At 74.8% G+C, this 22,020-nt stretch carries 24 protein-coding genes; 13 read left to right on the top strand and 11 right to left on the bottom strand.

Going from position 1 to position 22,020, the window contains the following annotated elements; translation table 11 throughout:
• Positions 1 to 6: 6 nt before the first annotated feature.
• On the top strand, positions 7 to 780 hold the full coding sequence (gene hisF, locus RZ84_RS09390; protein WP_043263917.1) for an imidazole glycerol phosphate synthase subunit HisF: 774 nt from the start codon (positions 7 to 9) through the stop codon (positions 778 to 780).
• 43 nt (positions 781 to 823) lie between these two features.
• Here hisF and RZ84_RS09385 read toward each other — a convergent pair whose 3' ends face one another.
• Genes RZ84_RS09385 through RZ84_RS09375 form a run of 3 tightly spaced genes read right to left on the bottom strand, consistent with a single transcriptional unit; the run spans position 824 to position 4,276 of the window.
• Positions 824 to 1,564 (bottom strand): succinate dehydrogenase/fumarate reductase iron-sulfur subunit, encoded by a 741-nt coding sequence (locus RZ84_RS09385; RefSeq protein ID WP_043263916.1) that lies wholly within the window; start codon positions 1,562 to 1,564, stop codon positions 824 to 826.
• Complete coding sequence (locus RZ84_RS09380; RefSeq protein WP_043263915.1) at positions 1,561 to 3,519, bottom strand: fumarate reductase/succinate dehydrogenase flavoprotein subunit; 1,959 nt, start codon at positions 3,517 to 3,519, stop codon at positions 1,561 to 1,563. Before RZ84_RS09380 ends, RZ84_RS09385 begins: the two co-directional genes overlap by 4 nt.
• A gap of 1 nt (position 3,520) precedes the next feature.
• Positions 3,521 to 4,276 carry a succinate dehydrogenase gene (locus tag RZ84_RS09375; protein WP_043263914.1) on the bottom strand — a complete coding sequence of 252 codons (756 nt, stop codon included), beginning with the start codon at positions 4,274 to 4,276 and terminating at the stop codon, positions 3,521 to 3,523.
• Between the two features lie 95 nt (positions 4,277 to 4,371).
• Here RZ84_RS09375 and RZ84_RS09370 point away from each other — a divergent pair, with 95 nt between their 5' ends.
• Complete coding sequence (locus RZ84_RS09370; RefSeq protein WP_043263913.1) at positions 4,372 to 5,271, top strand: LysR family transcriptional regulator; 900 nt, start codon at positions 4,372 to 4,374, stop codon at positions 5,269 to 5,271.
• A 22-nt stretch (positions 5,272 to 5,293) separates the two neighbouring features.
• Here RZ84_RS09370 and RZ84_RS09365 read toward each other — a convergent pair whose 3' ends face one another.
• Entirely contained in the window at positions 5,294 to 5,926 is a 633-nt protein-coding gene (locus RZ84_RS09365; RefSeq protein WP_043263912.1) for a TIGR03085 family metal-binding protein, read from the bottom strand.
• 69 nt (positions 5,927 to 5,995) lie between these two features.
• Complete coding sequence (locus RZ84_RS38835) at positions 5,996 to 6,139, bottom strand: hypothetical protein (protein ID WP_157878790.1); 144 nt, start codon at positions 6,137 to 6,139, stop codon at positions 5,996 to 5,998.
• Positions 6,140 to 6,171: 32 nt separating this feature from the next.
• Between RZ84_RS38835 and hisI the strand changes: the two genes are divergently transcribed.
• The 11 genes from hisI (at position 6,172) to lgt (ending at position 15,235) form a co-directional block, all read left to right on the top strand.
• The gene (gene hisI, locus RZ84_RS09360) at positions 6,172 to 6,585 is read left to right on the top strand and encodes a phosphoribosyl-AMP cyclohydrolase (RefSeq protein WP_043263911.1); all 414 of its coding nucleotides are present in this window, start codon (positions 6,172 to 6,174) and stop codon (positions 6,583 to 6,585) included.
• 11 nt (positions 6,586 to 6,596) lie between these two features.
• Positions 6,597 to 8,165: an anthranilate synthase component I gene (locus RZ84_RS09355; protein ID WP_043263910.1), complete on the top strand. Its 1,569-nt coding sequence runs from the start codon at positions 6,597 to 6,599 to the stop codon at positions 8,163 to 8,165.
• A 55-nt stretch (positions 8,166 to 8,220) separates the two neighbouring features.
• The gene (locus tag RZ84_RS09350; RefSeq protein WP_043269470.1) at positions 8,221 to 8,910 is read left to right on the top strand and encodes a TIGR02234 family membrane protein; all 690 of its coding nucleotides are present in this window, start codon (positions 8,221 to 8,223) and stop codon (positions 8,908 to 8,910) included.
• Between the two features lie 85 nt (positions 8,911 to 8,995).
• Positions 8,996 to 9,235: an HGxxPAAW family protein gene (locus RZ84_RS09345; RefSeq protein ID WP_043263909.1), complete on the top strand. Its 240-nt coding sequence runs from the start codon at positions 8,996 to 8,998 to the stop codon at positions 9,233 to 9,235.
• A gap of 136 nt (positions 9,236 to 9,371) precedes the next feature.
• Positions 9,372 to 9,812: a DUF2752 domain-containing protein gene (locus RZ84_RS09340; protein ID WP_241777635.1), complete on the top strand. Its 441-nt coding sequence runs from the start codon at positions 9,372 to 9,374 to the stop codon at positions 9,810 to 9,812.
• 175 nt (positions 9,813 to 9,987) lie between these two features.
• Positions 9,988 to 10,797 carry an indole-3-glycerol phosphate synthase TrpC gene (gene trpC / locus RZ84_RS09335; protein WP_043263908.1) on the top strand — a complete coding sequence of 270 codons (810 nt, stop codon included), beginning with the start codon at positions 9,988 to 9,990 and terminating at the stop codon, positions 10,795 to 10,797.
• Between the two features lie 32 nt (positions 10,798 to 10,829).
• Positions 10,830 to 10,997, top strand: a complete 168-nt coding sequence (locus RZ84_RS39600; RefSeq protein WP_198539959.1) for a tryptophan biosynthesis modulator TrpM — start codon at positions 10,830 to 10,832, stop codon at positions 10,995 to 10,997.
• Between the two features lie 106 nt (positions 10,998 to 11,103).
• Complete coding sequence (gene trpB, locus RZ84_RS09330) at positions 11,104 to 12,375, top strand: tryptophan synthase subunit beta (protein WP_043263907.1); 1,272 nt, start codon at positions 11,104 to 11,106, stop codon at positions 12,373 to 12,375.
• Positions 12,375 to 13,208, top strand: a complete 834-nt coding sequence (gene trpA, locus RZ84_RS09325; RefSeq protein ID WP_043263906.1) for a tryptophan synthase subunit alpha — start codon at positions 12,375 to 12,377, stop codon at positions 13,206 to 13,208. Before trpB ends, trpA begins: the two co-directional genes overlap by 1 nt.
• Positions 13,209 to 13,298: 90 nt before the next feature.
• Positions 13,299 to 14,093 (top strand): DsbA family protein, encoded by a 795-nt coding sequence (locus RZ84_RS09320; RefSeq protein ID WP_043263905.1) that lies wholly within the window; start codon positions 13,299 to 13,301, stop codon positions 14,091 to 14,093.
• 104 nt (positions 14,094 to 14,197) lie between these two features.
• Complete coding sequence (gene lgt, locus RZ84_RS09315) at positions 14,198 to 15,235, top strand: prolipoprotein diacylglyceryl transferase (RefSeq protein WP_043263904.1); 1,038 nt, start codon at positions 14,198 to 14,200, stop codon at positions 15,233 to 15,235.
• Between the two features lie 73 nt (positions 15,236 to 15,308).
• Here lgt and RZ84_RS09310 read toward each other — a convergent pair whose 3' ends face one another.
• From RZ84_RS09310 to RZ84_RS39595, 6 genes are all read right to left on the bottom strand, one after another.
• Positions 15,309 to 16,274: an HpcH/HpaI aldolase/citrate lyase family protein gene (locus RZ84_RS09310; RefSeq protein WP_078893650.1), complete on the bottom strand. Its 966-nt coding sequence runs from the start codon at positions 16,272 to 16,274 to the stop codon at positions 15,309 to 15,311.
• Positions 16,271 to 17,521 (bottom strand): CaiB/BaiF CoA transferase family protein, encoded by a 1,251-nt coding sequence (locus RZ84_RS09305; protein WP_043263903.1) that lies wholly within the window; start codon positions 17,519 to 17,521, stop codon positions 16,271 to 16,273. The genes RZ84_RS09310 and RZ84_RS09305 overlap by 4 nt, the downstream gene beginning before the upstream one ends.
• Positions 17,518 to 19,056, bottom strand: coding sequence for an ADP-ribosylglycohydrolase family protein (locus RZ84_RS09300; protein WP_241777634.1), 1,539 nt, complete (start codon positions 19,054 to 19,056; stop codon positions 17,518 to 17,520). Before RZ84_RS09300 ends, RZ84_RS09305 begins: the two co-directional genes overlap by 4 nt.
• Complete coding sequence (locus RZ84_RS09295) at positions 19,053 to 20,345, bottom strand: ADP-ribosylglycohydrolase family protein (protein ID WP_043263902.1); 1,293 nt, start codon at positions 20,343 to 20,345, stop codon at positions 19,053 to 19,055. Before RZ84_RS09295 ends, RZ84_RS09300 begins: the two co-directional genes overlap by 4 nt.
• Positions 20,342 to 21,619, bottom strand: a complete 1,278-nt coding sequence (locus RZ84_RS09290) for an ADP-ribosylglycohydrolase family protein (RefSeq protein ID WP_043263901.1) — start codon at positions 21,617 to 21,619, stop codon at positions 20,342 to 20,344. Before RZ84_RS09290 ends, RZ84_RS09295 begins: the two co-directional genes overlap by 4 nt.
• Positions 21,616 to 22,020: ADP-ribosylglycohydrolase family protein (locus RZ84_RS39595; protein WP_198539958.1), on the bottom strand; the 405-nt coding region annotated here is incomplete at its 5' end. The genes RZ84_RS09290 and RZ84_RS39595, both read right to left, overlap by 4 nt.

Here is a 22,020-nt window from a genome sequence, read left to right as displayed (position 1 = left end):
ACCGACATGACCCTGGCGGTCCGCGTCATTCCCTGCCTGGACGTCGACAACGGCCGCGTCGTCAAGGGTGTCAACTTCCGGAACCTGCGCGATGCGGGCGACCCCGTCGAGATGGCGAAGGTCTACGGCCAGGAGGGCGCCGACGAGCTCACCTTCCTCGACATCACCGCCTCCTCCGGCAACCGCGAGACGACCTACGACGTGGTCCGGCGCACCGCCGAGCAGGTCTTCATCCCGCTGACCGTCGGCGGCGGCGTGCGCACCGCCGAGGACGTCGACCGGCTGCTGCGCGCCGGCGCCGACAAGGTCGGCGTCAACACCGCCGCGATCGCCCGCCCCGACCTGATCCGGGAGATCGCCGAACGGTTCGGCAGCCAGGTGCTGGTGCTCTCCGTCGACGCCCGCCGCATCCCCTCCCGCGGCGGCTCTTCCGGCTCCTCCTTCGAGGTGACCACCCACGGCGGTCGCCGCTCTGCCGGTATCGACGCCGTCGAGTGGGCGCACCGCGCCGCCGAGCTGGGCGCCGGCGAGATCCTGCTCAACTCCATGGACGCCGACGGCACCAAGGACGGCTACGACGTGGAGATGATCGAGGCGGTGCGCAAGCACGTCTCGGTGCCGGTGATCGCCTCCGGCGGCGCCGGCAAGCTCGGCGACTTCGCCCCGGCGGTCGCCGCCGGCGCCGACGCGGTGCTGGCCGCCTCCGTCTTCCACTTCGGCGACCTGCGCATCGGCCAGGTCAAGGAGGCCCTGCGCGAGGCGGGGCACCCGGTCCGCTGAGGGCCCCGGGCCGGGCCGTCCGGCCCCGGCCCGGCCCCGTCGCTCAGCGCTTCCGGGCCGCCCGGACGAACTCCCGGTTCATCGTCGCGATGCTGAAGAGCGGGATGCCCTTCGGGCAGGCGGTGGCGCACTCGCCGGTGTTGGTGCAGCCGCCGAAGCCCTCGGCGTCCATCCGGCCGACCATGTCCAGGACCCGGGACTCCCGCTCCGGGGCGCCCTGCGGCAGCGAGTTGAGATGGACGACCTTGGCGGAGGTGAAGAGCATCGCCGAGCCGTTGGGGCAGGCCGCCACGCACGCGCCGCAGCCGATGCACTCGGCGTGCTCGAAGGCGGTGTCGGCCACCGGCTTGGGGACGGCGGTGGCGTGCGCCTCGGGGGCGGAGCCGGTGGGCGCGGTGATGTAGCCGCCGGACTGGATGATCCGGTCGAAGGCGGAGCGGTCCACGACCAGGTCCTTGACGACCGGGAAGGCCGCGGCGCGCCAGGGCTCGATGTCGATGGTGTCGCCGTCGGCGAACGACCGCATGTGCAGCTGGCAGGTGGTGGTCCGCTCGGGCCCGTGGGCGTCGCCGTTGATGACCAGGCTGCACGCGCCGCAGATGCCCTCGCGGCAGTCGTGGTCGAAGGCGACCGGATCGTCACCGTCCAGGATCAGCCGCTCGTTGAGGGTGTCGAGCATTTCGAGGAACGACATGTCGGGCGAGACGCCGTCGACGTCGTAGGGGGTCATGGTGCCGGGGGCGTCGGCGTTCTTCTGGCGCCAGACGCGCAGGGTGAGCCTCATGCGTAGCTCCGCTGAGTGGGGTGGACGTACTCGAAGACCAGGTCTTCCTTGTGGAGGGTGGGGGCCGTGCCGGTCCCGGTGAACTCCCAGGCGGCGGCGTAGCAGAACGCCTCGTCGTCGCGGGCGGCCTCGCCGTCCGGGGTCTGCGACTCCTCGCGGAAGTGGCCGCCGCAGGACTCGGCGCGGTGCAGGGCGTCGAGGCACATCAGCTCGGCGAGCTCCAGGTAGTCGACGACGCGGTTCGCCTTCTCCAGCGACTGGTTGAACTCCGCGCCGGTGCCGGGCACCTTGATGCGGCGCCAGAACTCCTCGCGGATCTGCGGTATCCGGTCGAGCGCCTTGCGCAGCCCGTGGTCGGTGCGGGCCATCCCGCAGTACTCCCACATGAGTTCGCCGATCTCGTGGTGGAAGGAGTCGGGGGTGCGGTCGCCGTCGGCGGCGAGCAGCAGGCGCAGCCGGTCCTCGGTCTCGGCCAGCACCTCCCGGACCACCGGGTGGTCGGCGGTGACCTCGTCGTCGACGGCCCGGCGCGGGTGGCGCGCCAGGTAGTCGTTGATCGTGGACGGGAGGACGAAGTAGCCGTCGGCCAGGCCCTGCATCAGCGCGCTCGCGCCCAGCCGGTTGGCGCCGTGGTCGGAGAAGTTGGCCTCGCCGACCGCGAACAGGCCCGGGATCGTGGTCTGGAGGTCGTAGTCGACCCACAGCCCGCCCATGGTGTAGTGCACGGCCGGGTAGATCCGCATCGGGACCGTGTACGGGTCCTCGGCGGTGATCCGGGCGTACATGTCGAAGAGGTTGCCGTACTTGGCCTCCACCGCCTTGCGGCCCATCCGTGCGATGGCGTCGGCGAAGTCCAGGTAGACGCCCTGGCCGCCGGGGCCGACGCCGCGGCCCTCGTCGCAGACGTTCTTCGCCGCGCGGGAGGCGATGTCGCGCGGGACGAGGTTGCCGAACGACGGGTAGATCCGCTCCAGGTAGTAGTCCCGCTCGTCCTCGGGGATCTCGGCCGGCGGGCGGGTGTCGCCCTTGGCCTTCGGCACCCAGATGCGGCCGTCGTTGCGCAGCGACTCGCTCATCAGCGTCAGCTTGGACTGGTGGTCGCCGGTGCGCGGGATGCAGGTCGGATGGATCTGCGTGAAGCAGGGGTTGGCGAAGTACGCGCCGCGGCGGTGCGCTCGCCAGACGGCGGTGGCGTTGGAGTTCATGGCGTTCGTCGACAGATAGAAGACGTTGCCGTAGCCCCCGGACGCCAGCACCACCGCGTCCGCGACGTACGAGCCGATCTCGCCGGTGACCAGGTCGCGGGCGACGATGCCGCGGGCCCGGCCGTCGACGACGATCAGGTCGAGCATCTCGGTGCGGGCGTGCAGCCGGACGGTGCCGGCCGCGATCTGCCGGGAGAGCGCCTGGTAGGCGCCGAGCAGCAGCTGCTGTCCCGTCTGGCCGCGGGCGTAGAAGGTACGGGAGACCTGGACGCCGCCGAACGAGCGGGTGTCCAGCAGCCCGCCGTACTCCCGGGCGAACGGCACGCCCTGGGCCACGCACTGGTCGATGATCTCGACGGAGATCTGCGCGAGCCGGTGCACATTGGACTCGCGGGCGCGGAAGTCGCCGCCCTTGACGGTGTCGTAGAACAGCCGGTGGACCGAGTCGCCGTCGTTGCGGTAGTTCTTCGCGGCGTTGATGCCGCCCTGCGCGGCGATGGAGTGCGCCCGGCGCGGCGAGTCCTGGTAGCAGAACTGCTCGACGTGGTAGCCCTGTTCGGCGAGTGTGGCGCCGGCCGCGCCGCCCGCCAGGCCGGTGCCGACGACGATCACCGTGTGCTTGCGGCGGTTGGCCGGGTTGACCAGCTTCGCCTCGAAGCGGCGGGTGTCCCAGCGCTCGTGGACCGGCCCGGCCGGCGCCTTGGTGTCGGCGACCGGCGCGCCGGTCGCGTAGTGGGTGTACGTACTCATGTCAGCTCACTACTCCGGTCATCACGGAGACGGGGACGGCGATGAAGCCGGCGGTCAGGGTGGCGGCGAGGGCGTTCGCCAGGCCCTTGAGCAGCCGGTCGCGGCCGGGCCGGTTGGCGCCCAGGGTCTGCGCGGCGCTCCAGAAGCCGTGCCGGATGTGCAGGCCGAGCGCGAGCATCGCCACGATGTAGATCACGTCGCCGTACCAGGTGGAGAAGCTCGCCACCACGTTCTGGTACGGATGGCCGGCCTCGGCGCGCGGGTTCACCGTCAGCGTCGTCAGGTCCAGGATGTGCCAGACGATGAACAGCCCGAGGATGATCCCGCCCCAGCGCATGGTGCGGGTGGCGTAGCTCGCGCGGCGGCGCAGAAGGAGGTGCGGCGCGAAGCGCCTCGGCCAGGGGTGGCGGCCGGGCGACGGGTGGGCGTACTTCGCCGGGCGCGCGGCGAGGTCCCGGCGGCTGAGCTGGTAGGCGGCCACCGCGTGCGTGACGACCGCGACGACCAGCACCACCCGGGCGAGCCACAGGAACCACTCGTGGTGCAGGAAGGGCTCGCCGATGGTGCGCAGCCAGGCGGCATAGGCGTTGAAGTCCGGGGATCCGAAGAAGATCTTGAGGTTGCCCAGCATGTGGACGACCAGGTACAGCAGCATCACGATGCCGCTGACCGCCATCGCCGTCTTCTTGCCGACGGTCGAGCGCCACAGAACGCCCGTGACGGACGGCCGTCGATCCGTCCTTGTGTCCAGTGCCATGGGTCCCGACGGTAGGGACGGTGCCGCCGATCAGTCCAAGACATGGTGCGGCTCATCTCCATAGGCTGCGCCTATCGCTGCCTTATATTCCCCTCATGCAGCTACAGCAGCTCCGCTACTTCACCGCCGTGGCCGACACCCGCCACTTCACCCGCGCCGCCGAACGCGAACACGTCGCCCAGCCCTCCCTGTCCCAGCAGATCCGGTCCCTGGAACGGGAGTTGGGCGCCGAGCTGTTCCACCGCGCACGCGGCCACATCACCCTCACCGACGCCGGCGAGACCCTGCTGCCGCTGGCCCGGCGCATCCTCGCCGACACCGAGACCGCCCGCCGCGAGGTCCAGGAGGTCGCCCGGCTGCGCCGCGGCCGGCTCCGCCTCGGGGCCCCGCCCAGCCTCTGCGCCAGCCTGGTCCCCGACGTCCTGAGCGCCTTCCACACCAGCTACCCGGGTGTCGACCTGATCGTCACCGAGGACGGCTCCCAGGACCTCGTACGGGCGCTGGCCGACGGCGAGCTGGACCTGGCGCTGATCATCACGCCGCTGCCGGTGCAGGCCCCGGCGCTGGCCACCGCCGAGCTGCTGCGCGAGGAGCTGGTGGTGGTCTCCGCCCCGGGCCGCCCGGCCCCGGTGGGCGGCCGGCGCACCCGCATCCGCGTCGAGGACCTGCGCGGCCGGCCGCTGGCCATGTTCCGCCGCGGCTACGACCTGCGGGAATTCACCACCGCGGCATGCCGGGCGGCCGGCTTCGAGCCCACCTTCACCGTCGAGGGCGGTGAGATGGACGCCGTCCTCGGCTTCGTCCGCGCCGGGCTCGGCATCGCCGTCGTCCCCAGCATGGTCGCCGAACGCTCCGGGCTGCGCGTCACCCGGTTCGCCACCCCCGGCATGCACCGGGTGGTCTCCGTCGCGCACCGCGGCGACGTCTCCCCGCCGCGGGCCGCCCGCGAGCTGGAGCGCATCCTGATGGAGCACCTGGGCCTGGGGACGTCCTGACGCCCCGGCCGGCGGGCGCGCGTCAGACGCCCAGCTTCGCCTCCAGCACCTTGGCGACCGCGTCCTTGTCCCCGTCCAGCTCCACGTCCGCCGCGTCCTGCCGCCCGAACGCGAACAGCGTCAGCTCGCCCGGCTCGCCGGTGACCGTCACCACCGGGGTGCCCCGGTGCGCCACCGCCGTCTGCCCGTTCGGCCGCCGCAGCACCAGCCCCACCGGCGCCTTCCGGCCCAGCACCCGGGCCGCCCGCTCCAGCCGCGCCCACAGCGCGTCCGAGAAGACCGGGTCCAGCTCGCGCGGCGACCAGTCCGGCTGGGCGCGCCGCACGTCCTCGGCGTGCACATAGAACTCCACCGTGTTGGACGCCTCGTCGATCGGCTTCAGCGCGAACGGCGACATCTTCGGCGGCCCGGTCCTGATCAGCTGGATCAGCTCCTCGTACGGCTTCGCCGCGAACTCCGCCTGCACCCGCTCCAGCCGCGCCGCCAGCGGCTTGACGAGGATCCCCGCGGACGCGTCGGCGCGCCGCTCGCGCACCACCACGTGCGCGGCCAGATCCCGCGCCGTCCAGCTCTCGCACAGCGTCGCGGCCTCGGGCCCGGCGCTCTCCAACAGGTCGGCCAGAAGGAGCCGTTCACGCTTCGCATGGGTCGACATACGGCCACCCTACGACCGCCCGGCATCCCCTGCCACGGCGCCGCCCCCGGCCGCCGCACCCGCCGGCCGTCAGCTCCGCAGCACCCACGTCACCACCAGCACGGCCGCCACCGCCGCCGCCACGAACACCGCCACCAGCACCCGCACCGCGACCCTCGCGACACGGTCCGGGTCCGGCGGTGGCGGCGGCTCGGCCGACGGCTGCTGATGCATACCGGCAGCATGCCGCACGGCACAATGGACACATGACCGGTTCTCCCACCTCTTCTCCCACCACCCCCGCCCCCTCCTCTCCCACCACCCCCGCCCTGGATCCCGCCATCGCCCCCCGCCTCAAGCGCGGCGCCGACGGCCTGGTCCCCGCCATCGCCCAGCAGTACGACACCGGCGAGGTGCTGATGCTCGGCTGGATGGACGACGAGGCGCTGCACCGCACGCTCACCACCGGCCGCTGCACGTACTGGTCCCGCAGCCGCCAGGAGTACTGGGTCAAGGGCGACACCTCCGGTCACGTCCAGTACGTCAAGTCCGTGGCCCTGGACTGCGATGCCGACACCGTGCTGGTCAAGGTCGACCAGGTCGGCGCGGCCTGCCACACCGGCGACCGCACCTGCTTCGATGCCGACGTACTGGCGAGCGCGCCGGCCGGCGACCAGTAGGCTCCGCTGCCATGACCACGGGAACCACCGGCACCGCCAATCCGGACCTCGACACCTTCCGCGCACTCGCCAAGGACCGGCGGGTCATCCCCGTCACCCGGCGCCTGCTGGCGGACGGCGACACCCCGGTCGGGCTCTACCGCAAGCTCGCCGCCGAGCGTCCCGGCACCTTCCTCCTCGAATCCGCCGAGAACGGCCGTACGTGGTCGCGGTACTCGTTCATCGGCGTCCGCAGCGCCGCGACGCTGACCGCCCGCGACGGGCGGGCGCAGTGGCTGGGCGCCCCGCCGGTCGGCGTGCCCACCGGCGGCGACCCGCTGGTCGCGCTGCGCGCCACCGTCGAGGCCCTGCACACTCCCCCTACGCCTCGCGGCGTGGGAGGTGCCCCCACCCGGGACCTCGTCGAGGGCGCCGGGCTGCCCCCGTTCACCGGCGGCATGGTCGGCTACCTCGGCTACGACATCGTGCGCCACCTGGAGCGGATCGGCGACTCCACCACCGACGACCTGCGGCTGCCCGAGCTGACCATGCTCCTCGCCTCCGACCTCGCGGTCCTCGACCACTGGAGCGGCACGGTCCTGCTGATCGCGAACGCGATCAACCACAACGACCAGGACACCGGCGTCGACGAGGCGTACGCGGACGCGGTGGCCCGCCTCGACACCATGGCCGACGACCTCGCCCGCCCCGCCCCCGCGAGCGCCGCCGCGCTGCCGCCGTCCGCCGTGCCCCCGTACACCGGCGAGTGGGGCGCCGACGCCTTCATGGCCGCCGTCGAGGACATCAAGGAGCGCATCCGGGCCGGCGAGGCCTTCCAGGTGGTGCCCTCCCAGCGGTTCGAAACCCCCTGCACGGCAAGCGCGTTGGACGTCTACCGGGTGCTGCGGGCGACCAACCCCAGCCCGTACATGTACCTCTTCCGCTTCGAGGACGGCGACGGCGGCGCCTTCGACGTGGTCGGCTCCAGCCCGGAGGCGCTGGTGAAGGTCGAGGACGGCCGGGCGATGGTGCACCCGATCGCCGGCACCCGCCCGCGCGGCGCGACCGTCCAGGAGGACCAGACGCTGGCCGACGAGCTGATGGCCGACCCCAAGGAGCGCGCCGAGCACCTGATGCTGGTCGACCTGGGCCGCAACGACCTGGGCCGGGTCTGCGAGCCGGGCAGCGTCGAGGTCGTCGACTTCATGTCCGTCGAGCGCTACAGCCACGTCATGCACATCGTCTCGACGGTGACCGGGACGGTCGCCGAGGGCCGTACCGCCTTCGACGTGCTCACCGCCTGCTTCCCCGCCGGCACCCTCTCCGGCGCCCCCAAGCCGCGCGCCCTCCAGATCATCGAGGAGCTGGAGCCGACCCGGCGCGGGCTGTACGGCGGCTGCGTCGGCTACCTCGACTTCGCCGGCAACTCCGACACCGCCATCGCGATCCGCACCGCCCTGCTGCGGGACGGCACCGCCTACGTCCAGGCCGGGGCCGGCATCGTCGCCGACTCCGACCCGGTCGCCGAGGACACCGAGTGCCGCAACAAGGCCGCGGCCGTGCTGCGCGCCGTGCACACCGCCAACCACCTGGGCACCTGACCTCGCGCACCCCCGCGCGACGGGCCGCACCGGCCGGTAGGCGATAGTGGTGGGCGTGAGTGCCGCACCCCAGTCCCGTACCGACACCGAGCCCGGCGGCGAGTCCGCCCACGAGTCCGGCGCCGGGCCCGCGACCGCGTCCGCCCGGCCCGCGCGCAGCGCGATGCGCAGCCTCGCCCTCGCGCTGGTCCTCGGCGCCGCCGGCGCGGGCCTGGCGCTGCTGGCGTCCGGCCGCACCTGGGCCCAGGGCAACGCGGTGCTGGCCCAGGGCGAGCTGCCGCGCACCGTGACCGGCGCCGACGTCACCGGCGTGCCCGGCGCGCTGGCCGTGGTCGGGCTGGCCGCGCTGGTCGCCGTCTTCGCGGTCCGCCGGGCCGGCCGGGTGGCGGTCGCCGCGCTGCTGGCGCTCAGCGGCCTGGGCGTCGCCGTCGCCGCGGCGCTCGGCGACTCCGACACCTCCGCGCTCCGCGAGAAGGCCGCCGACGCGGTCGGGATGACCGGTGCCGATGTGCATCACGTCACACACACCGTCTGGCCGTGGGTCGGCGCCGCCGGCGGTCTGCTGCTGCTGCTCGCCGGCGTGCTGGCCCTGGTCCACGGGCGCTACTGGCCGGCGATGTCGGGCCGTTACGAGCGCACCCCCGGCGGCGCCCGCGGACCGCGGCGCGCCCCGGCGCCGCCGGACCTGGACCGCCCGGAGGAGATCTGGAAGTCCCTGGACCGCGGTGAGGACCCCACCCGGTAAAAGGGGTCCGTACGCCATCGGTGACAATGGACGACGAGATTTCCGCGCCCGTACCCCGGCGCGACCGAGTAACGAGGAGCACTCAATGTCGAGCAGTGGCCACGGACACACCCCCGCCGCCTGGACCGGCGTCATCATCTCGTTCATCGGCTTCTGCGTCGCGGGAGCCTTCATGGTGATGGCGAACGTGCCCGGTTTCTGGGCGGGCATCGTGCTGATCGGCGCCGGTGCCGTGGTGGGTGGCGTGATGCGCGCGGCCGGCCTCGGCCAGGCGCCCAAGCGCGCGGCCAATCCGGTGGTCAAGGCGCAGCCGCAGGAGAGCTGACCCCCGCTCGACACCCCACGAAGGCGCCGCTTCCCGGCCCGTACGCCCGCCCACGGCGTACCGGCCGCCCGTGCCCGCCCCCCGTATGGCGGCCGAGAAGCTGCGCCTTCGCGCATTCGGTAGCAGCATCGGCACCGTGAGCGATCCTGTGGTCCCGGCGCGGTCGGACGGATGCCGCGGCCCGCTGCGCCGTCTTGCCGCGCCGGTGACCACCCTTGCGACGCTCACCGCCGCCTTCGCCGGGGTCGGCACCGTCGACCCCAACGAACCCGGTCACTATCCCGTCTGCCCGCTGCTGCACCTCACCGGCGTCTACTGCCCGGCCTGCGGCGGCCTGCGCAGCGCCTACGCCGTGGCGCACGGAGACCTCGCCGCGGCCCTGGCGGCCAACGCCCTCGCGGTGGCCGGCTACGCCGCCTTCGCACTCTTCTGGCTGGTCTGGCTCACCCGCGCCGCACGCGGACGCCGGACCGCCGGGCCGCGCCCGCGCCCCGTCCACTGGTGGGCGCTGGGCGGGCTGCTGCTGGCCTTCACCGCGGTCCGCAACCTCCCCTTCGGCGCCGGGCTGCACCCGTGATCCGCACACCGGGACAAATCCCCGCGAATCCCGGAGATGTCCAGGTAGTGGGACCGCGGTCCACCGGATGCGGGACCTGCCCCCCGCGACGGATACCATCGGAGAACCAGCTGGGACAGCGGTTGAGTCCCGCAGGTCACTGTCCCCTCCACCGTTCAAGAAGGAGGCCGCTCGCGTGAGCGTGCTCGATGAGATCATCGACGGAGTCCGCGCCGACCTCGCAGAGCGGCAGGCGCGCGTCAGCCTCGACGAGCTCAAGGAGCGGGCCCGCAAGGCGCGCCCGGCGAAGGACGGTGTCGCCGCCCTGAAGGGCGAGAGCGTCACGGTGATCTGCGAGGTCAAGCGCTCCAGCCCGTCCAAGGGCGCGCTCGCCGCGATCGCCGACCCCGCGGGCCTGGCCGCCGACTACGAAGCGGGCGGCGCCGCGGTCATCTCCGTGCTCACCGAGCAGCGCCGGTTCGGAGGCTCGCTGGCCGACCTGGAGGCGGTCCGCGCCAAGGTCGACATCCCCATCCTGCGCAAGGACTTCATCGTCACCGCCTACCAGCTGTGGGAGGCCCGCGCCTACGGTGCCGACCTGGTGCTGCTGATCGTCGCCGCGCTGGAGCAGGAGGCGCTGGTCTCGCTCATCGAGCGGGCCGAGTCGATCGGGCTGACGCCGCTGGTCGAGGCGCACGACGAGGAAGAGGTCGCCCGCGCGGTGGACGCCGGCGCCCGGATCATCGGGGTCAACGCCCGCAACCTGAAGACCCTTGAGGTCGACCGGAACACCTTCGCCCGGGTCGCCCCCGAGATCCCCGACCACATCGTCAAGGTCGCCGAGTCCGGGGTGCGCGGGCCGCACGACCTGATCGCGTACGCCAACGAGGGCGCCGACGCCGTGCTGGTGGGCGAGTCGCTGGTCACCGGCAAGGACCCCAGGACCGCGGTCGCCGACCTGGTCGCGGCGGGCTCCCACCCGGCGATCCGGCACGGCCGGGACTGACCGGCCGGACCGAGGAGACAGGGACCGCCGAGATGACCGCCGTCCGCCGCCCCGAGGCCGAGTTCTCCGCGCTGCCCTCGTGGCACCGCGGCTGCCGGGCGCCGGCACGGCGGGTCCGCGGACGCCGGGTCCGCTACCACATCGGCTCCGAACCGGGCCAGATCAACGGGATGCGATGGCGCCCGGGGACCGCGCGCTGACGCGTCCGTCCCCGTAGGGGCGGCGCGCCACCGCGCGCAGCACCCGTCACGTCATCCCGACATACCGGACCTCCGGGGCGGTAGGCCCCGGTCGAGGAGTGCTCAGATGTCCTCCGGCAGTTCCCGTTTCTTCCTTCCCGATCCGGAAGGCCAAGTGCCCAGCGTCCAGGGCTACTTCGGTGCCTTCGGTGGCAAGTTCATCCCCGAGGCGCTGGTCGCCGCGGTCGACGAGGTCGCCGCCGAGTACGAAAAGGCCAAGGCCGACCCGGCGTTCGCCGCCGAGCTCGACGACCTGATGGTCAACTACACCGGGCGCCCCAGCGCGCTCACCGAGGTGCCGCGGTTCGCCGAACACGCCGGCGGGGCCCGGGTGTTCCTCAAGCGCGAGGACCTCAACCACACCGGCTCGCACAAGATCAACAACGTGCTGGGTCAGGCGCTGCTCACCAAGCGGATGGGCAAGACCCGGGTCATCGCCGAGACCGGCGCCGGCCAGCACGGCGTCGCCACCGCCACCGCCTGCGCCCTCTTCGGCCTCGAATGCACCATCTACATGGGCGAGATCGACACGAAGCGGCAGGCGCTGAACGTCGCCCGGATGCGGATGCTCGGCGCCGAGGTCATCGCCGTGACGTCCGGCAGCCGCACCCTCAAGGACGCCATCAACGAGGCGTTCCGCGACTGGGTCGCCAACGTCGACCGCACCCACTACCTCTTCGGCACGGTCGCCGGACCGCACCCCTTCCCGGCCCTGGTCCGCGACTTCCACCGGGTCATCGGCGTCGAGGCCCGCCGCCAGATCCTTCAGCGCGCCGGCCGGCTGCCGGACGCCGCCCTGGCCTGCGTCGGCGGCGGCTCCAACGCCATCGGCCTGTTCCACGCCTTCCTGCCCGACACCGGCGTCCGGCTGATCGGCTGCGAGCCCGGCGGCCACGGCATCGAGACCGGCGAGCACGCCGCCACCCTCACCGAGGGCACCCCCGGCATCCTGCACGGTTCGCGCTCCTACGTCCTCCAGGACGAGGACGGCCAGATCACCGAGCCGTACTCGATCTCCGCCGGCCTGGACTACCCGGGCATCGGCCCCGAGCACGCCTACCTCAAGGACGCCGGCCGCGCCGAGTACCGCGCGGTCACCGACGACGCGGCCATGCAGGCACTGCGGCTGCTGTCGCGGACCGAGGGCATCATCCCGGCCATCGAGAGCGCCCACGCGCTGGCCGGCGCCCTGGACGTCGGCCGCGAACTGGGGCCCGACGGGCTGCTGTTGGTGAACCTCTCCGGCCGCGGCGACAAGGACATGGACACCGCCGCCCGCTACTTCGGGCTGTACGACACCGCGGACGAGCCGGCTCGGGCCGGCGAGGGGGAGAAGTGATGGCGGGCAACATCGAACTGCTGACGTCCGTGCTGGCCCAGGCCCGCAAGGAGGACCGGGCGGCGCTGGTCGGCTACCTCCCGGCCGGCTTCCCCACCGTCGACGGCGGTGTCCGGGCGATGACCGAGATGCTCGACGGCGGCTGCGACATCGTCGAGGTCGGCCTCCCGCACAGCGACCCGGTCCTGGACGGCCCGGTGATCCAGACCGCCGACGACATCGCGCTGCGCGGCGGCATCAGGATCGTCGACGTGATCCGCACGGTCCGCGAGGTGCACGCCGCCACCGGCGCACCGGTGCTCTGCATGACGTACTGGAACCCGGTCGACCGCTACGGCGTCGAGCGGTTCGCCGCCGATCTCGCCGAGGCGGGCGGCGCCGGCTGCATCCTGCCGGACCTGCCGGTCGAGGAGTCCGAGGTGTGGCGGAAGGCCGCCGAGCAGCACGGGCTGGCCACCGTCTTCGTGGTCGCCCCGAGCAGCCGGGACGAGCGGCTCGCCAAGATCACCGAGGCCGGCAGCGGCTTCGTCTACGCCGCTTCCCTCATGGGCGTCACCGGCACCCGCGAGTCCGTCGGCCGCGAGGCCGAGGACCTGGTGGCCCGCACCCGCGCCACCCCCGGTGCCCGTCGCGGCCTCCCCGTCTGCGTGGGGCTCGGCGTCTCCAACGCCGAACAGGCCGCCGAGGTGGCCCGGTTCGCGGACGGGGTGATCGTCGGCTCGGCCTTCGTCAAGTGCCTGCTGGCCGCGGAGGGCGACCTCGACGCCGGGCTCACGGCGGTCCGCACCCTGGCGGGACGGCTGGGCGAGGGCGTCCGCCGCAACGGGCGGTAGCGGCTCGCCCACGGGGGGCAGATCCCCCGATGGGGCGAACATCGCGGCGGAGGGGTGCGGCAGCGCCCCTCCGCTTCGTTGTCCAGGGGCGTGAACGAGAACCATGACAAAACGAGCAGCGCCCGCGAGCGGCTGCAGGCCCAGCGCGCCAAGGAGAAGACCCGCACCCGGCGGATCCGCCAGACGATCGTCGCCGGATCGGTGGTGGCGGTGCTGGTGGTCGCCGGCGGTATCGCGGTCTGGGTCTCCTCCGGCGGCGGGTCCGGCAGCGTCGCGGACAACGAGGTCGCCCTGCCCAAGCAGGCCAGCGACGGCGACAAACCCGCCATCCCGGTAGGCGAGGCAAAGGCCCGCTCCACCCTCGTCGTCTGGGAGGACTTCCGCTGCCCGGCCTGCCAGCAGTTCGAGACCGGCTTCCGCCCGGTGATCCACGAGCTGGAGGACTCCGGGCAGCTCAGGACCGAGTACCACCTCGCCACCCTCATCGACGGCAACACCGGTGGCACGGGCTCGCTGACCGCCGCCAACGCCGCCCTCTGCGCCCAGGACGCGACTAAGTTCCGCGACTTCCACGACGTCCTCTACTCCCACCAGCCGCCGGAGCAGCAGGACCGCTTCAGCGACAAGAAGTACCTGATCCAGCTGGCCGGCAAGGTGCCGGGACTGGTCACCCCCCGGTTCACCAAGTGCGTGAACGACGGCACGTACGACGGCTTCGTGCGGAAGTCCCACGCCGCCTTCACCGAGGCCGGCTTCCACGGCACCCCGACCGTCCTGCTCAACGGCAAGGACCTCGCCAACGAGAAGAACGGCCAGGTCACCCCCGCCCGCCTGAAGCAGATGGTCCAGGACGCGAACAAGGGCAAGCAGTCCGGCAAGAGCTAGCCCCGGGTGGTGTGTACGGGCCGCTGCCCCGGCGGGGACGTTACGCAGCCGTTGCCGGGCAGGTTGTCGTCAACCCTGCCCGGCGCGGTAGCGTCGACCCTGCCATGGACCTCGCATTCATTCCCAGCCCCTCGACCGGTGTCGTCCATCTCGGCCCGATCCCGCTGCGTGGCTACGCGTTCTGCATCATCATCGGCGTGTTCGTCGGCGTCTGGCTCGGCAACAAGCGCTGGGTGCGGCGCGGTGGCCGCTCCGGCACCGTCGCCGACATCGCCGTCTGGGCGGTGCCCTTCGGACTGGTCGGCGGCCGTCTCTACCACGTCATCACGACGTACGAGCCGTACTTCGGCAAGAACGGCCATCCCCTCGACGCCCTCAAGGTGTGGCAGGGCGGCCTCGGCATCTGGGGCGCCGTCGCCCTCGGCGCGGTCGGCGCCTGGATCGGCTGCCGCCGCCGCGGCATCCCGATGCCCGCCTACGCCGACGCGCTGGCACCGGGCCTCGCCCTGGGCCAGGCCATCGGTCGCTGGGGCAACTGGTTCAACCAGGAGCTGTACGGCAAGCCGACCGACGTCCCGTGGGCGCTGAAGATCAGCTCCGACCCGGCCATCGGACGCGTCGGCGGCACCTACCACCCCACGTTCCTCTACGAGTCCCTGTGGTGCATCGGCGTCGCCGCGCTGGTGATCTGGGCGGACCGGCGCTTCCGGCTCGGCCACGGCCGCGCCTTCGCCCTCTATGTCGCCGCCTACTGCGTGGGCCGCGCCTGGATCGAGTACATGCGCGTCGACGAGGCGCACCACATCCTGGGCCTGCGGCTGAACGACTGGACCTCGGGCATCGTCTTCCTGCTGGCCGTGGCCTACCTGGTGATCTCGGCGAAGAGGGCCCCGGGCCGCGAAGCGGTCGTCGAGCCGGGCGCGCAGCTCGCCGCGGGCGAGGAGAGCGAGGGAAGCGCCGAGGCCGCCGCCGGCGTTGGGGCCGCGAAGACCGCTCCGGCCGAGCGCGGCGAGGACGCCAAGGGCACCGGCGGCGATGCCGGGGACGGCAGGGCGGGGAACGCCGCGGCCCAGGGCGGCGGGGAACCGGCGGAGGACTCCGGCAGGCGCGCCGAAAGCGGCGGCGGTACCAAGAAGTCCTGACCGACCCCTGACGAGTGGGGTCGCCGGCGGCGGCTCGGGGCCGTCGTCCGGTCACCGCGCCGGCCGGACTCGTTCACACCGGGTCCGTCCGGCGCCTCGTCATGTGCCCGGCCAGGGCCAGCACCCGCCGCGCGCCCGCCACCACGGCCGGGTCCACGAACCGGCCGTCCGTGAGCGCCAGCGCCCCGGGCCACGCCGCGGCGGCCCGGACGATCTCCGCCGCCGCCTCGGTCTCCTCCGGTGTAGGGCGGTACGCCGCCTCGATGACCGGCAGCTGGCGGGGGTGGATCGCGGCCCGGCCCAGGAACCCCAGCGCCCGGCCCCGGGCGCAGGACCGCGCCAGCCCGTCGAGATCGCGGACGTCCGGATGCACCGACTGGGGCGGCGGTCCCAGACCCGCCGCACGGGCCGCGACCACCGCCCGGCCGCGCGGCCAGTCCAGCCCCGCCTCGTCCCGCACCCCCAGTTCGGCGCGGAGATCGGCCTCGCCGAGCGCGATCCCGCGCACCGCCGGGTGCGCGGTGGCGATGGCGTAGGCGTGCTCGACGCCGAGCGCGGATTCGAGCAGGGCGTACAGCGCGGGGACCGGCGCCGGTGCGGTGGCCGGCGGGGTGCGGGTGGCGGTGGCGCCGGGCGGGGTGGTCCCCACGGCTGCCGCGGCGGCCGGCTCGGCCGGCCGCGCCCGACCCGTCGCCCAGGCCGCCGCCCGCAGCACGTCCGCCGGACCGTGCACCTTGGGCAGCCGCAGCCCGGCCAGCCCCGGCAGCCCGGCCAGGGTGCGGAGCTCGGCCGCGGCGCGCGGGCCGTCCAGCGCGTTGACCCGGACGTGCACCGGGGCCGGGCCGGGCGCGGGATCGCTGAGCAGCTCGGCGGTGGCGCCCAGCGCGTAGTCCTTGCGGTCCGGGGCGACCGCGTCCTCCAGGTCGACGATGATCACGCCGGCCCCGGAGACGAGCGCCCCGGCGACCAGGTCAGGGCGGTCGCCGGGCGCGTACAGCCAGGTCAGCGGAGGGACGCCGGGGTCCGGCAGCGGCCTCACAGCGCGCCCGCCGCGCGCAGCTCGGCGATCTCCGGGGCGGTCATGCCGAGGCCGGTCAGCACCTCGTCGGTGTCCGCGCCGTGCGGGCGGCCCGCCCAGCGGATGGCGCCCGGTGTCTCGGAGAGCCGGAAGAGGACGTTCTGCATCCGTACGGTGCCGAGCTCGTCGTCCGGGATCTCGGTGAGCGTGCCGAGCGCCCGGTACTGCGGGTCCGCCAGCACATCGCGGATGTCGTAGACCGGTGCGACGGCCGCCTCCGCCCGCTCGAAGGCGGCCAGCACCTCGGCCCGGTCGCGCCGGGCGATCCAGCCGCCGACCGCGGCGTCCAGCTCGTCGGCGTGCCGGGCCCGTCCGGCGCCGGTCGCGAACCAGGGCTCGGCGGCGAGTTCGGGCCGGCCGACCAGCCGCAGCACCCGCTCGGCGACGGACTGGGCGGAGGTGGAGACCGCGACCCAGGATCCGTCGGCGGTGCGGTAGGTGTTGCGCGGCGCGTTGTTGGCGGAGCGGTTGCCGGTGCGCGGCTGGATGTGGCCGAGCTGGTCGTACCAGAGGGGCTGCGGGCCGAGGACGGTCAGCATCGGCTCGATGATCGCCAGGTCGACGACCTGGCCGCGGCCGGTGGCGTCCCGGCCGCGCAGCGCGGCCAGCACGGCGTACGCCGTGGTCAGTGCGGCGATCGCGTCGGCGAGGCCGAACGGCGGCAGGGTCGGCGGGCCGTCCGGCTCGCCGGTGAGCGCGGCGAATCCGCTCATCGCCTCGGCGAGGGTGCCGAATCCGGGGCGCCGGGCGTACGGCCCGAACTGGCCGAAGCCGGTGACCCGGGCGAGCACCAGCCGCGGGTTGGCGGCGGACAGCTCTGCCCAGCCCAGGTCCCACTTCTCCAGCGTGCCGGGGCGGAAGTTCTCGACGACGACATCGGCGCCGGCGGCGAGCCGGAGCAGTACGTCGCGCCCGGCGGGCCGGGACAGATCGAGCGTCATGGCGCGCTTGTTGCGGCCGAGCAGCTTCCACCACAGTCCGACGCCGTCCTTGGCGGGGCCGTGGCCGCGCGACGGGTCGGGCCGGCGCGGATGCTCGATCTTGATCACCTCGGCGCCGAAGTCCCCGAGCAGGGTGGCGGCGAGCGGGCCGGCGAACAGGGTGGCCAGGTCGAGCACCCGCAGTCCGGCCAGGGGGCCGGGGGCGGGCGCGTCGGCGGTGGCCGGGGCGGGCCCGGACGCACCGCCGGCGAGGAACGGGTCGGTCATGGTGCGGGGGCCTTCGGTCGGTGGGCGTGACGGGGGGAGCGCGGGCGTGCGGGGCCGCGGGAGTGCCGCGGGACGCGGTGGCGTACGGCGAGCGCGGCGGTGCGGCGCGCGAGGGTGTCGAAGCCGATGCCGGCCTGTCCGCCGACCGCGGTGGCGAGCCGGTTGCGCAGCGGCGCGGTCCAGTGGGCGGGCAGCGCGGCGGGGGAGCCGGCGAGCAGTCCGGCGAGCGAACCGGCGGTGGCGCCGTTCGAGTCGGTGTCCCAACCACCGGACACCGCACGGCAGATGGAGCCGGTGAAGTCCCCGTCGGCATGGGTGAGCGCGGCGGCCAGCAGCGCCGCGTTCGGCACCGCGTGCACCCAGTGGTGGTGCCCGTAGGCGTCGTGCAGCCGGTCCACGACGGCCGCGAACCCGGCGGCGCCGCCGGTCGGCTCGTCGTGTGCCGCCGCGATGCCGCAGCGCACCGCCGCGGCGAGCCGGGACCCCGGGGGGATCACCGCGAGTCCGGCCCGCAGCGCGCCGTGCACGTCGCTGCCGCCGCCCGCCGCGGCCAGCGCGGCGGCCACGAACATCGCGTCGTACACCCCGTTCGCGGTGTGGCTGAGCGTGGCGTCCCGCCAGACCTGGGCGGCGGCGCCCGCCGGGTCGCCCGGCCGCGTCCAGCCGTGGACGTCCGCCCGGATCCGGGCGCCGATCCACTCCCGGAACGGGTTGCGGTGGCGGGCGGTCGCGGGCGGCTCGATACCGTCCAGCAGGTTGCGGTACGCGACGCGCTCCGCGGTGAAGGTACGGCCCGCGGGCAGCTCGTCCAGCCACAGCCGCGCCACGTCGGCGGTGCCGAAGCCGGGCCCGTGGCGTTCGAGGAGGAGCAGGCCGAGCAGCGGATGGTCGAGGTCGTCGTCCTCGGGCATGCCGTCGATGTTCTCGGCGAGCGAGGTGGCCCGGCTGCGGCGGTTCCACGGGTACCGGGCGGCGACCGCCGGATCGAGCCCCTTCCCGGTGAACCACGAGGCCAGCGGCCAGTTCCCGGTCGACCGGGCGATCTCCCGGATGCCGGCGAGCGGCAGCTTCTCGACGGGTTTGCCGAGCAGGCAGCCGGCCGCCCGGCCGAGCCAGGCGGCTTCCAGACGGTCCGTCAGGTCAGCGAGCTCCGGCGGATCCGGCGGATCCGGCGGCATCTCCGGTGGCAACTCCTCCGCCGGCCCGGAGAGTTGGGGGCAAAGTGCCGTGATCGCGTCCAGGTCGGTCGGCTCGTCGGCGGCCGACGGGCAGGGCAGCAGCGCGAGTTCGTCGAGCAGCCGGCCGGCGAGGGCGCGCAGCGCGGGGTCCGCCGGGCCCGGGGAGGCGCCCGCCCGCGCGGGGGCCGGCGCACCGCCCGCCGCCCGCCACCGGCGCGCGATCCCGGCCGCGTCCCGCCCGTCCTCGGCCGCCTGCCGCAGCTCGTGCCCGAGCAGGTCCTCGGGCTGCACCCAGGTGATCCGGAGCCCCGGCCCGGAGCCGATGGGGCCGGCCGCGCCCGCCCCACCGTCCGTCACCGCCCGCTCACCTCCGCCCGCGTCGCCCGGGCCGCGATCGCGCCGAACGCCTGCTCGTGCCGGAGGTTGCGGGCCTGGTCGCGGGCGAAGACCTCGCGGGCGACGGCGGCCAGCGCGGTCGCCGGCGCGTGCAGATCGAGCCGGCTGGCGCGGGCCACCTCGCCGCTCCACTCCTCCGGTACCGCGGACGCGCCGGACAGCGCACCGGCGAGCGCACCGCTCATCGTGGCGATCGAGTCGCCGTCCCGGCCGTAGTTGACCGAGCCGAGGACGGTGCCGCGGAAGTCGCCGTCGGCGACCAGCAACATGCCCAGCGCGATGGGGAGTTCCTCGACGGCGTGCAGCCGGGAGGGGCGGCGGGCGCCCAGCGAGGGGTTGCGGTAGTCCGGGCCGACCGTGTCGAACGGCGCGACCGCCGCCCGCAGCGGCACCAGCGCGGACTCGTAGTCGGTGTGCGGCGCGGCGACGTCGCAGACCGCCTCGATCGCCGCGCGGGTACCGTCCTTCGCCAGCCGCAGCGCGTGCCCGACGACCGAGGCGGGGGTGGCGTCCGGCAGGAACGCGGCGGCCACCGCGGCGGCGAAGACGCCCGCCGCCTCCCGCCCGTAAGAGCACTGGTGGGCACCGGAGATGTCGATCGCCTCGGCGTAGGCCCGGTCGGGGTTGCCGGCGTTGACGATGCCGACCGGCGCCATGTACATCGCCGCACCGCAGTTGACGATGTTGCCGACACCGGCCTCCCGCGGATCGGCGTGCCCGTAGTGCAGCCGCGCCACGATCCACTTCTCGGCGAGGAAGATCCGCTGCAACGGCAGCGCCTCGGCCTCCAGTTCGGGGATCCAGCGGGGGACGCCGATCAGGTCCGGGACCAGGTGGTCGGCGACGTCGTAGGCGTCGAGGTGGTCGCGCACCGTCTCGTAGACGCGGACCAGGGCATGGGTCATCAGGGTGTCGTCGGTGACGTGGCCGTCGCCCTTGTGGTACGGCGCGATCGGCCGGGCGGTGCGCCAGTCCTCGTGGAACGGCCCGACGATCCCCTCGACCCGGCCGCCGTGCCGGGCCACGATCTGCTCCGGCGTCCAGCCCTCCACCGGCCCGCCCAGCGCATCGCCGACCGCGGCCCCGACCAGGGCGCCGGCCGCCCGGTCCTCCAGGGGCGCGACGTCGGGCCCGGCGTCCGCGGCACGCGGCCCCGGGGGCTCCGGGGCGCCCGGGGCGGCGGCCGGGTCCGCGGGCTCCCGGCCGGGCGCCGGGGCCGTGGCGGGCGTGGTGTCCGTCGTGTCCGTCATGTGCGGGTGAGTCCTTCCACGGTGGGGGTGGGCGGGGCGGCCGGGTGGGGGCCCGGGACGGCCGCCCGCGCGGGCTCCGGTGCGGCACGCGCGGCGAGCCGGCCGGCCAGCGCCACCAGGTCCGTCCCGGCCAGCCGCGGCAGTGCGCAGCCGGCGAGCACCCGGCAGGAGTCGCGCCAGGCGCGGGGGACGGCGCCGGCGCCGCCGAGCGCCCCGGCCAGCGCCCCGGTCAGCGCGGGCGCGGAGTCGGCGACCCGGGAGAGGCAGACGGCGGCCGGTACCGCCTCGGTGATCCGCCCGTCCGCCGCCAGGACGAGCGCCAGCGCCACGGGGACGGTGTCGGCGGCGGCGACGCCGTAGCTGTAGATGTGGTCGACGATCTCGTGCTCCAGCGCGGGCACCAGCGCGAACGCCGCACCGGGGCGGCCGGGCGGCGCATCGGCGCGCCGCGCGAGCCGGACCGCGTGCCGGGCGGCGCGGCCGATCTCGGTGTCCTCCGGCAGCTGGGCGAGCGCCGCGGCGACGCAGCCGGCGGCCGGCGTCCCGCCCAGCGCGGCGGCGACCGCGGCGGCCAGCGCCCGCGCGCCGTGCACCCCGTCGCCGTCCTGGGTGTGGCGCGCGTCGTACTCGGCCAGCGTGGCGGCGGCGACCGGCTCGCCGGGGTGGACGGCGGCCAGCACGGCGGCCCGGACGCAGGCCGCGTCGTCGAAGAAGTGCGGGTTGTCGTGCCCCGCCGCGGGCGGACGCAGCCCGGCGGCGAGGTTGGCCAGCCCGGCGCGGACCGAGATCCGGGCGCGCAGCGGGGGCGCCGCGCCGGCCGCGCCGGCCGCGCCTTCCGTCCCCTCCGCCGCCTCTGCTGCCTGTGCCGCTTCTTCCAGCTCCGCGGCCAGCGCCCGCCAGGCGCGGTCGAGGGCGGCCCGGACCCGGCGGGCCCGCCCGGGGCCGGCGCCCGCGGCGAGCACCGACTCCGCGGTGAACGCGGCCCATTCGGCATCGTCGGACGGGCCCAGCAGCAGCGGCGCGGGCCGCTGGTTGAGCGCGAACGGCACCGGGAGCGCGGTGGTCGCGGTCCGCTCGGCGACGTCGTCCAGCTCGCGGGCCAGCCGCCGGGTCCAGGCCGGCAGCAGGGCCGCCCGGTGCCGCGCCGCGGGCCACCCGGCGGCGTCCCCGGCGGCCAGGCCGAGCAGCAGCCCCGCCACCCGCGAGCGGGTGGGCACCGCGGCACCGGCCCCGGCACCCGGCACCGGAACCCGGGCACCGCCGACGCCCGTCATCCGGCGCTCACCCGGGTCCCGGTGAGCGCCACCGCGCCACCCGCCGCCACCAGCAACTCCGCTACGTCCAGCACGTGGTACCCCGCCCCCGACGGCAGGCAGCTGCCGCGCGCCGGGCCGATCGCGGCGGCCCAGCCGGCGGGGATCGCCGCGGCCCCGCGCAGCGCCCCCGCCAGGGCGCCGGCGATCGCCCCGGTGGTGTCCGCGTCGCGCCCCATGTTGACCGCGGTCAGCATCGCTCGGGCGGGATCGCCGCCGGCCGCGGTGAACGCGCCCAACGCCAGCCCGACGGCCTCGGGCGCCAGATCCGCCCAGGGATACCCGTCGACCACCACGGCGTCCCGTACCGCGTCCTCGGCGGCGGGCCCCGCGGCCCCGGCCCGGCGGGGCGCCCCCCCCCC

Source organism: Streptomyces sp. CT34 (assembly GCF_000805335.1).
Taxonomy (GTDB): Bacteria; Actinomycetota; Actinomycetes; order Streptomycetales; family Streptomycetaceae; genus Streptomyces.
The sequence above is the reverse complement of the archived record's forward strand: the minus strand, read 5'-3'. Positions and strand labels throughout refer to the sequence as shown.

Coding starts and splice junctions, on each gene's coding strand:
- hisF (WP_043263917.1), top strand. CDS start 7: ATGACCCTGGCGGTCCGCGTCATTCCCTGCCTGGACGTCGACAACGGC.
- RZ84_RS09385 (WP_043263916.1), bottom strand. CDS start 1,564: ATGAGGCTCACCCTGCGCGTCTGGCGCCAGAAGAACGCCGACGCCCCC.
- RZ84_RS09380 (WP_043263915.1), bottom strand. CDS start 3,519: ATGAGTACGTACACCCACTACGCGACCGGCGCGCCGGTCGCCGACACC.
- RZ84_RS09375 (WP_043263914.1), bottom strand. CDS start 4,276: ATGGCACTGGACACAAGGACGGATCGACGGCCGTCCGTCACGGGCGTT.
- RZ84_RS09370 (WP_043263913.1), top strand. CDS start 4,372: ATGCAGCTACAGCAGCTCCGCTACTTCACCGCCGTGGCCGACACCCGC.
- RZ84_RS09365 (WP_043263912.1), bottom strand. CDS start 5,926: ATGTCGACCCATGCGAAGCGTGAACGGCTCCTTCTGGCCGACCTGTTG.
- RZ84_RS38835 (WP_157878790.1), bottom strand. CDS start 6,139: ATGCATCAGCAGCCGTCGGCCGAGCCGCCGCCACCGCCGGACCCGGAC.
- hisI (WP_043263911.1), top strand. CDS start 6,172: ATGACCGGTTCTCCCACCTCTTCTCCCACCACCCCCGCCCCCTCCTCT.
- RZ84_RS09355 (WP_043263910.1), top strand. CDS start 6,597: ATGACCACGGGAACCACCGGCACCGCCAATCCGGACCTCGACACCTTC.
- RZ84_RS09345 (WP_043263909.1), top strand. CDS start 8,996: ATGTCGAGCAGTGGCCACGGACACACCCCCGCCGCCTGGACCGGCGTC.
- RZ84_RS39600 (WP_198539959.1), top strand. CDS start 10,830: ATGACCGCCGTCCGCCGCCCCGAGGCCGAGTTCTCCGCGCTGCCCTCG.
- trpB (WP_043263907.1), top strand. CDS start 11,104: ATGTCCTCCGGCAGTTCCCGTTTCTTCCTTCCCGATCCGGAAGGCCAA.
- trpA (WP_043263906.1), top strand. CDS start 12,375: ATGGCGGGCAACATCGAACTGCTGACGTCCGTGCTGGCCCAGGCCCGC.
- lgt (WP_043263904.1), top strand. CDS start 14,198: ATGGACCTCGCATTCATTCCCAGCCCCTCGACCGGTGTCGTCCATCTC.
- RZ84_RS09305 (WP_043263903.1), bottom strand. CDS start 17,521: ATGACCGACCCGTTCCTCGCCGGCGGTGCGTCCGGGCCCGCCCCGGCC.
- RZ84_RS09295 (WP_043263902.1), bottom strand. CDS start 20,345: ATGACGGACACGACGGACACCACGCCCGCCACGGCCCCGGCGCCCGGC.
- RZ84_RS09290 (WP_043263901.1), bottom strand. CDS start 21,619: ATGACGGGCGTCGGCGGTGCCCGGGTTCCGGTGCCGGGTGCCGGGGCC.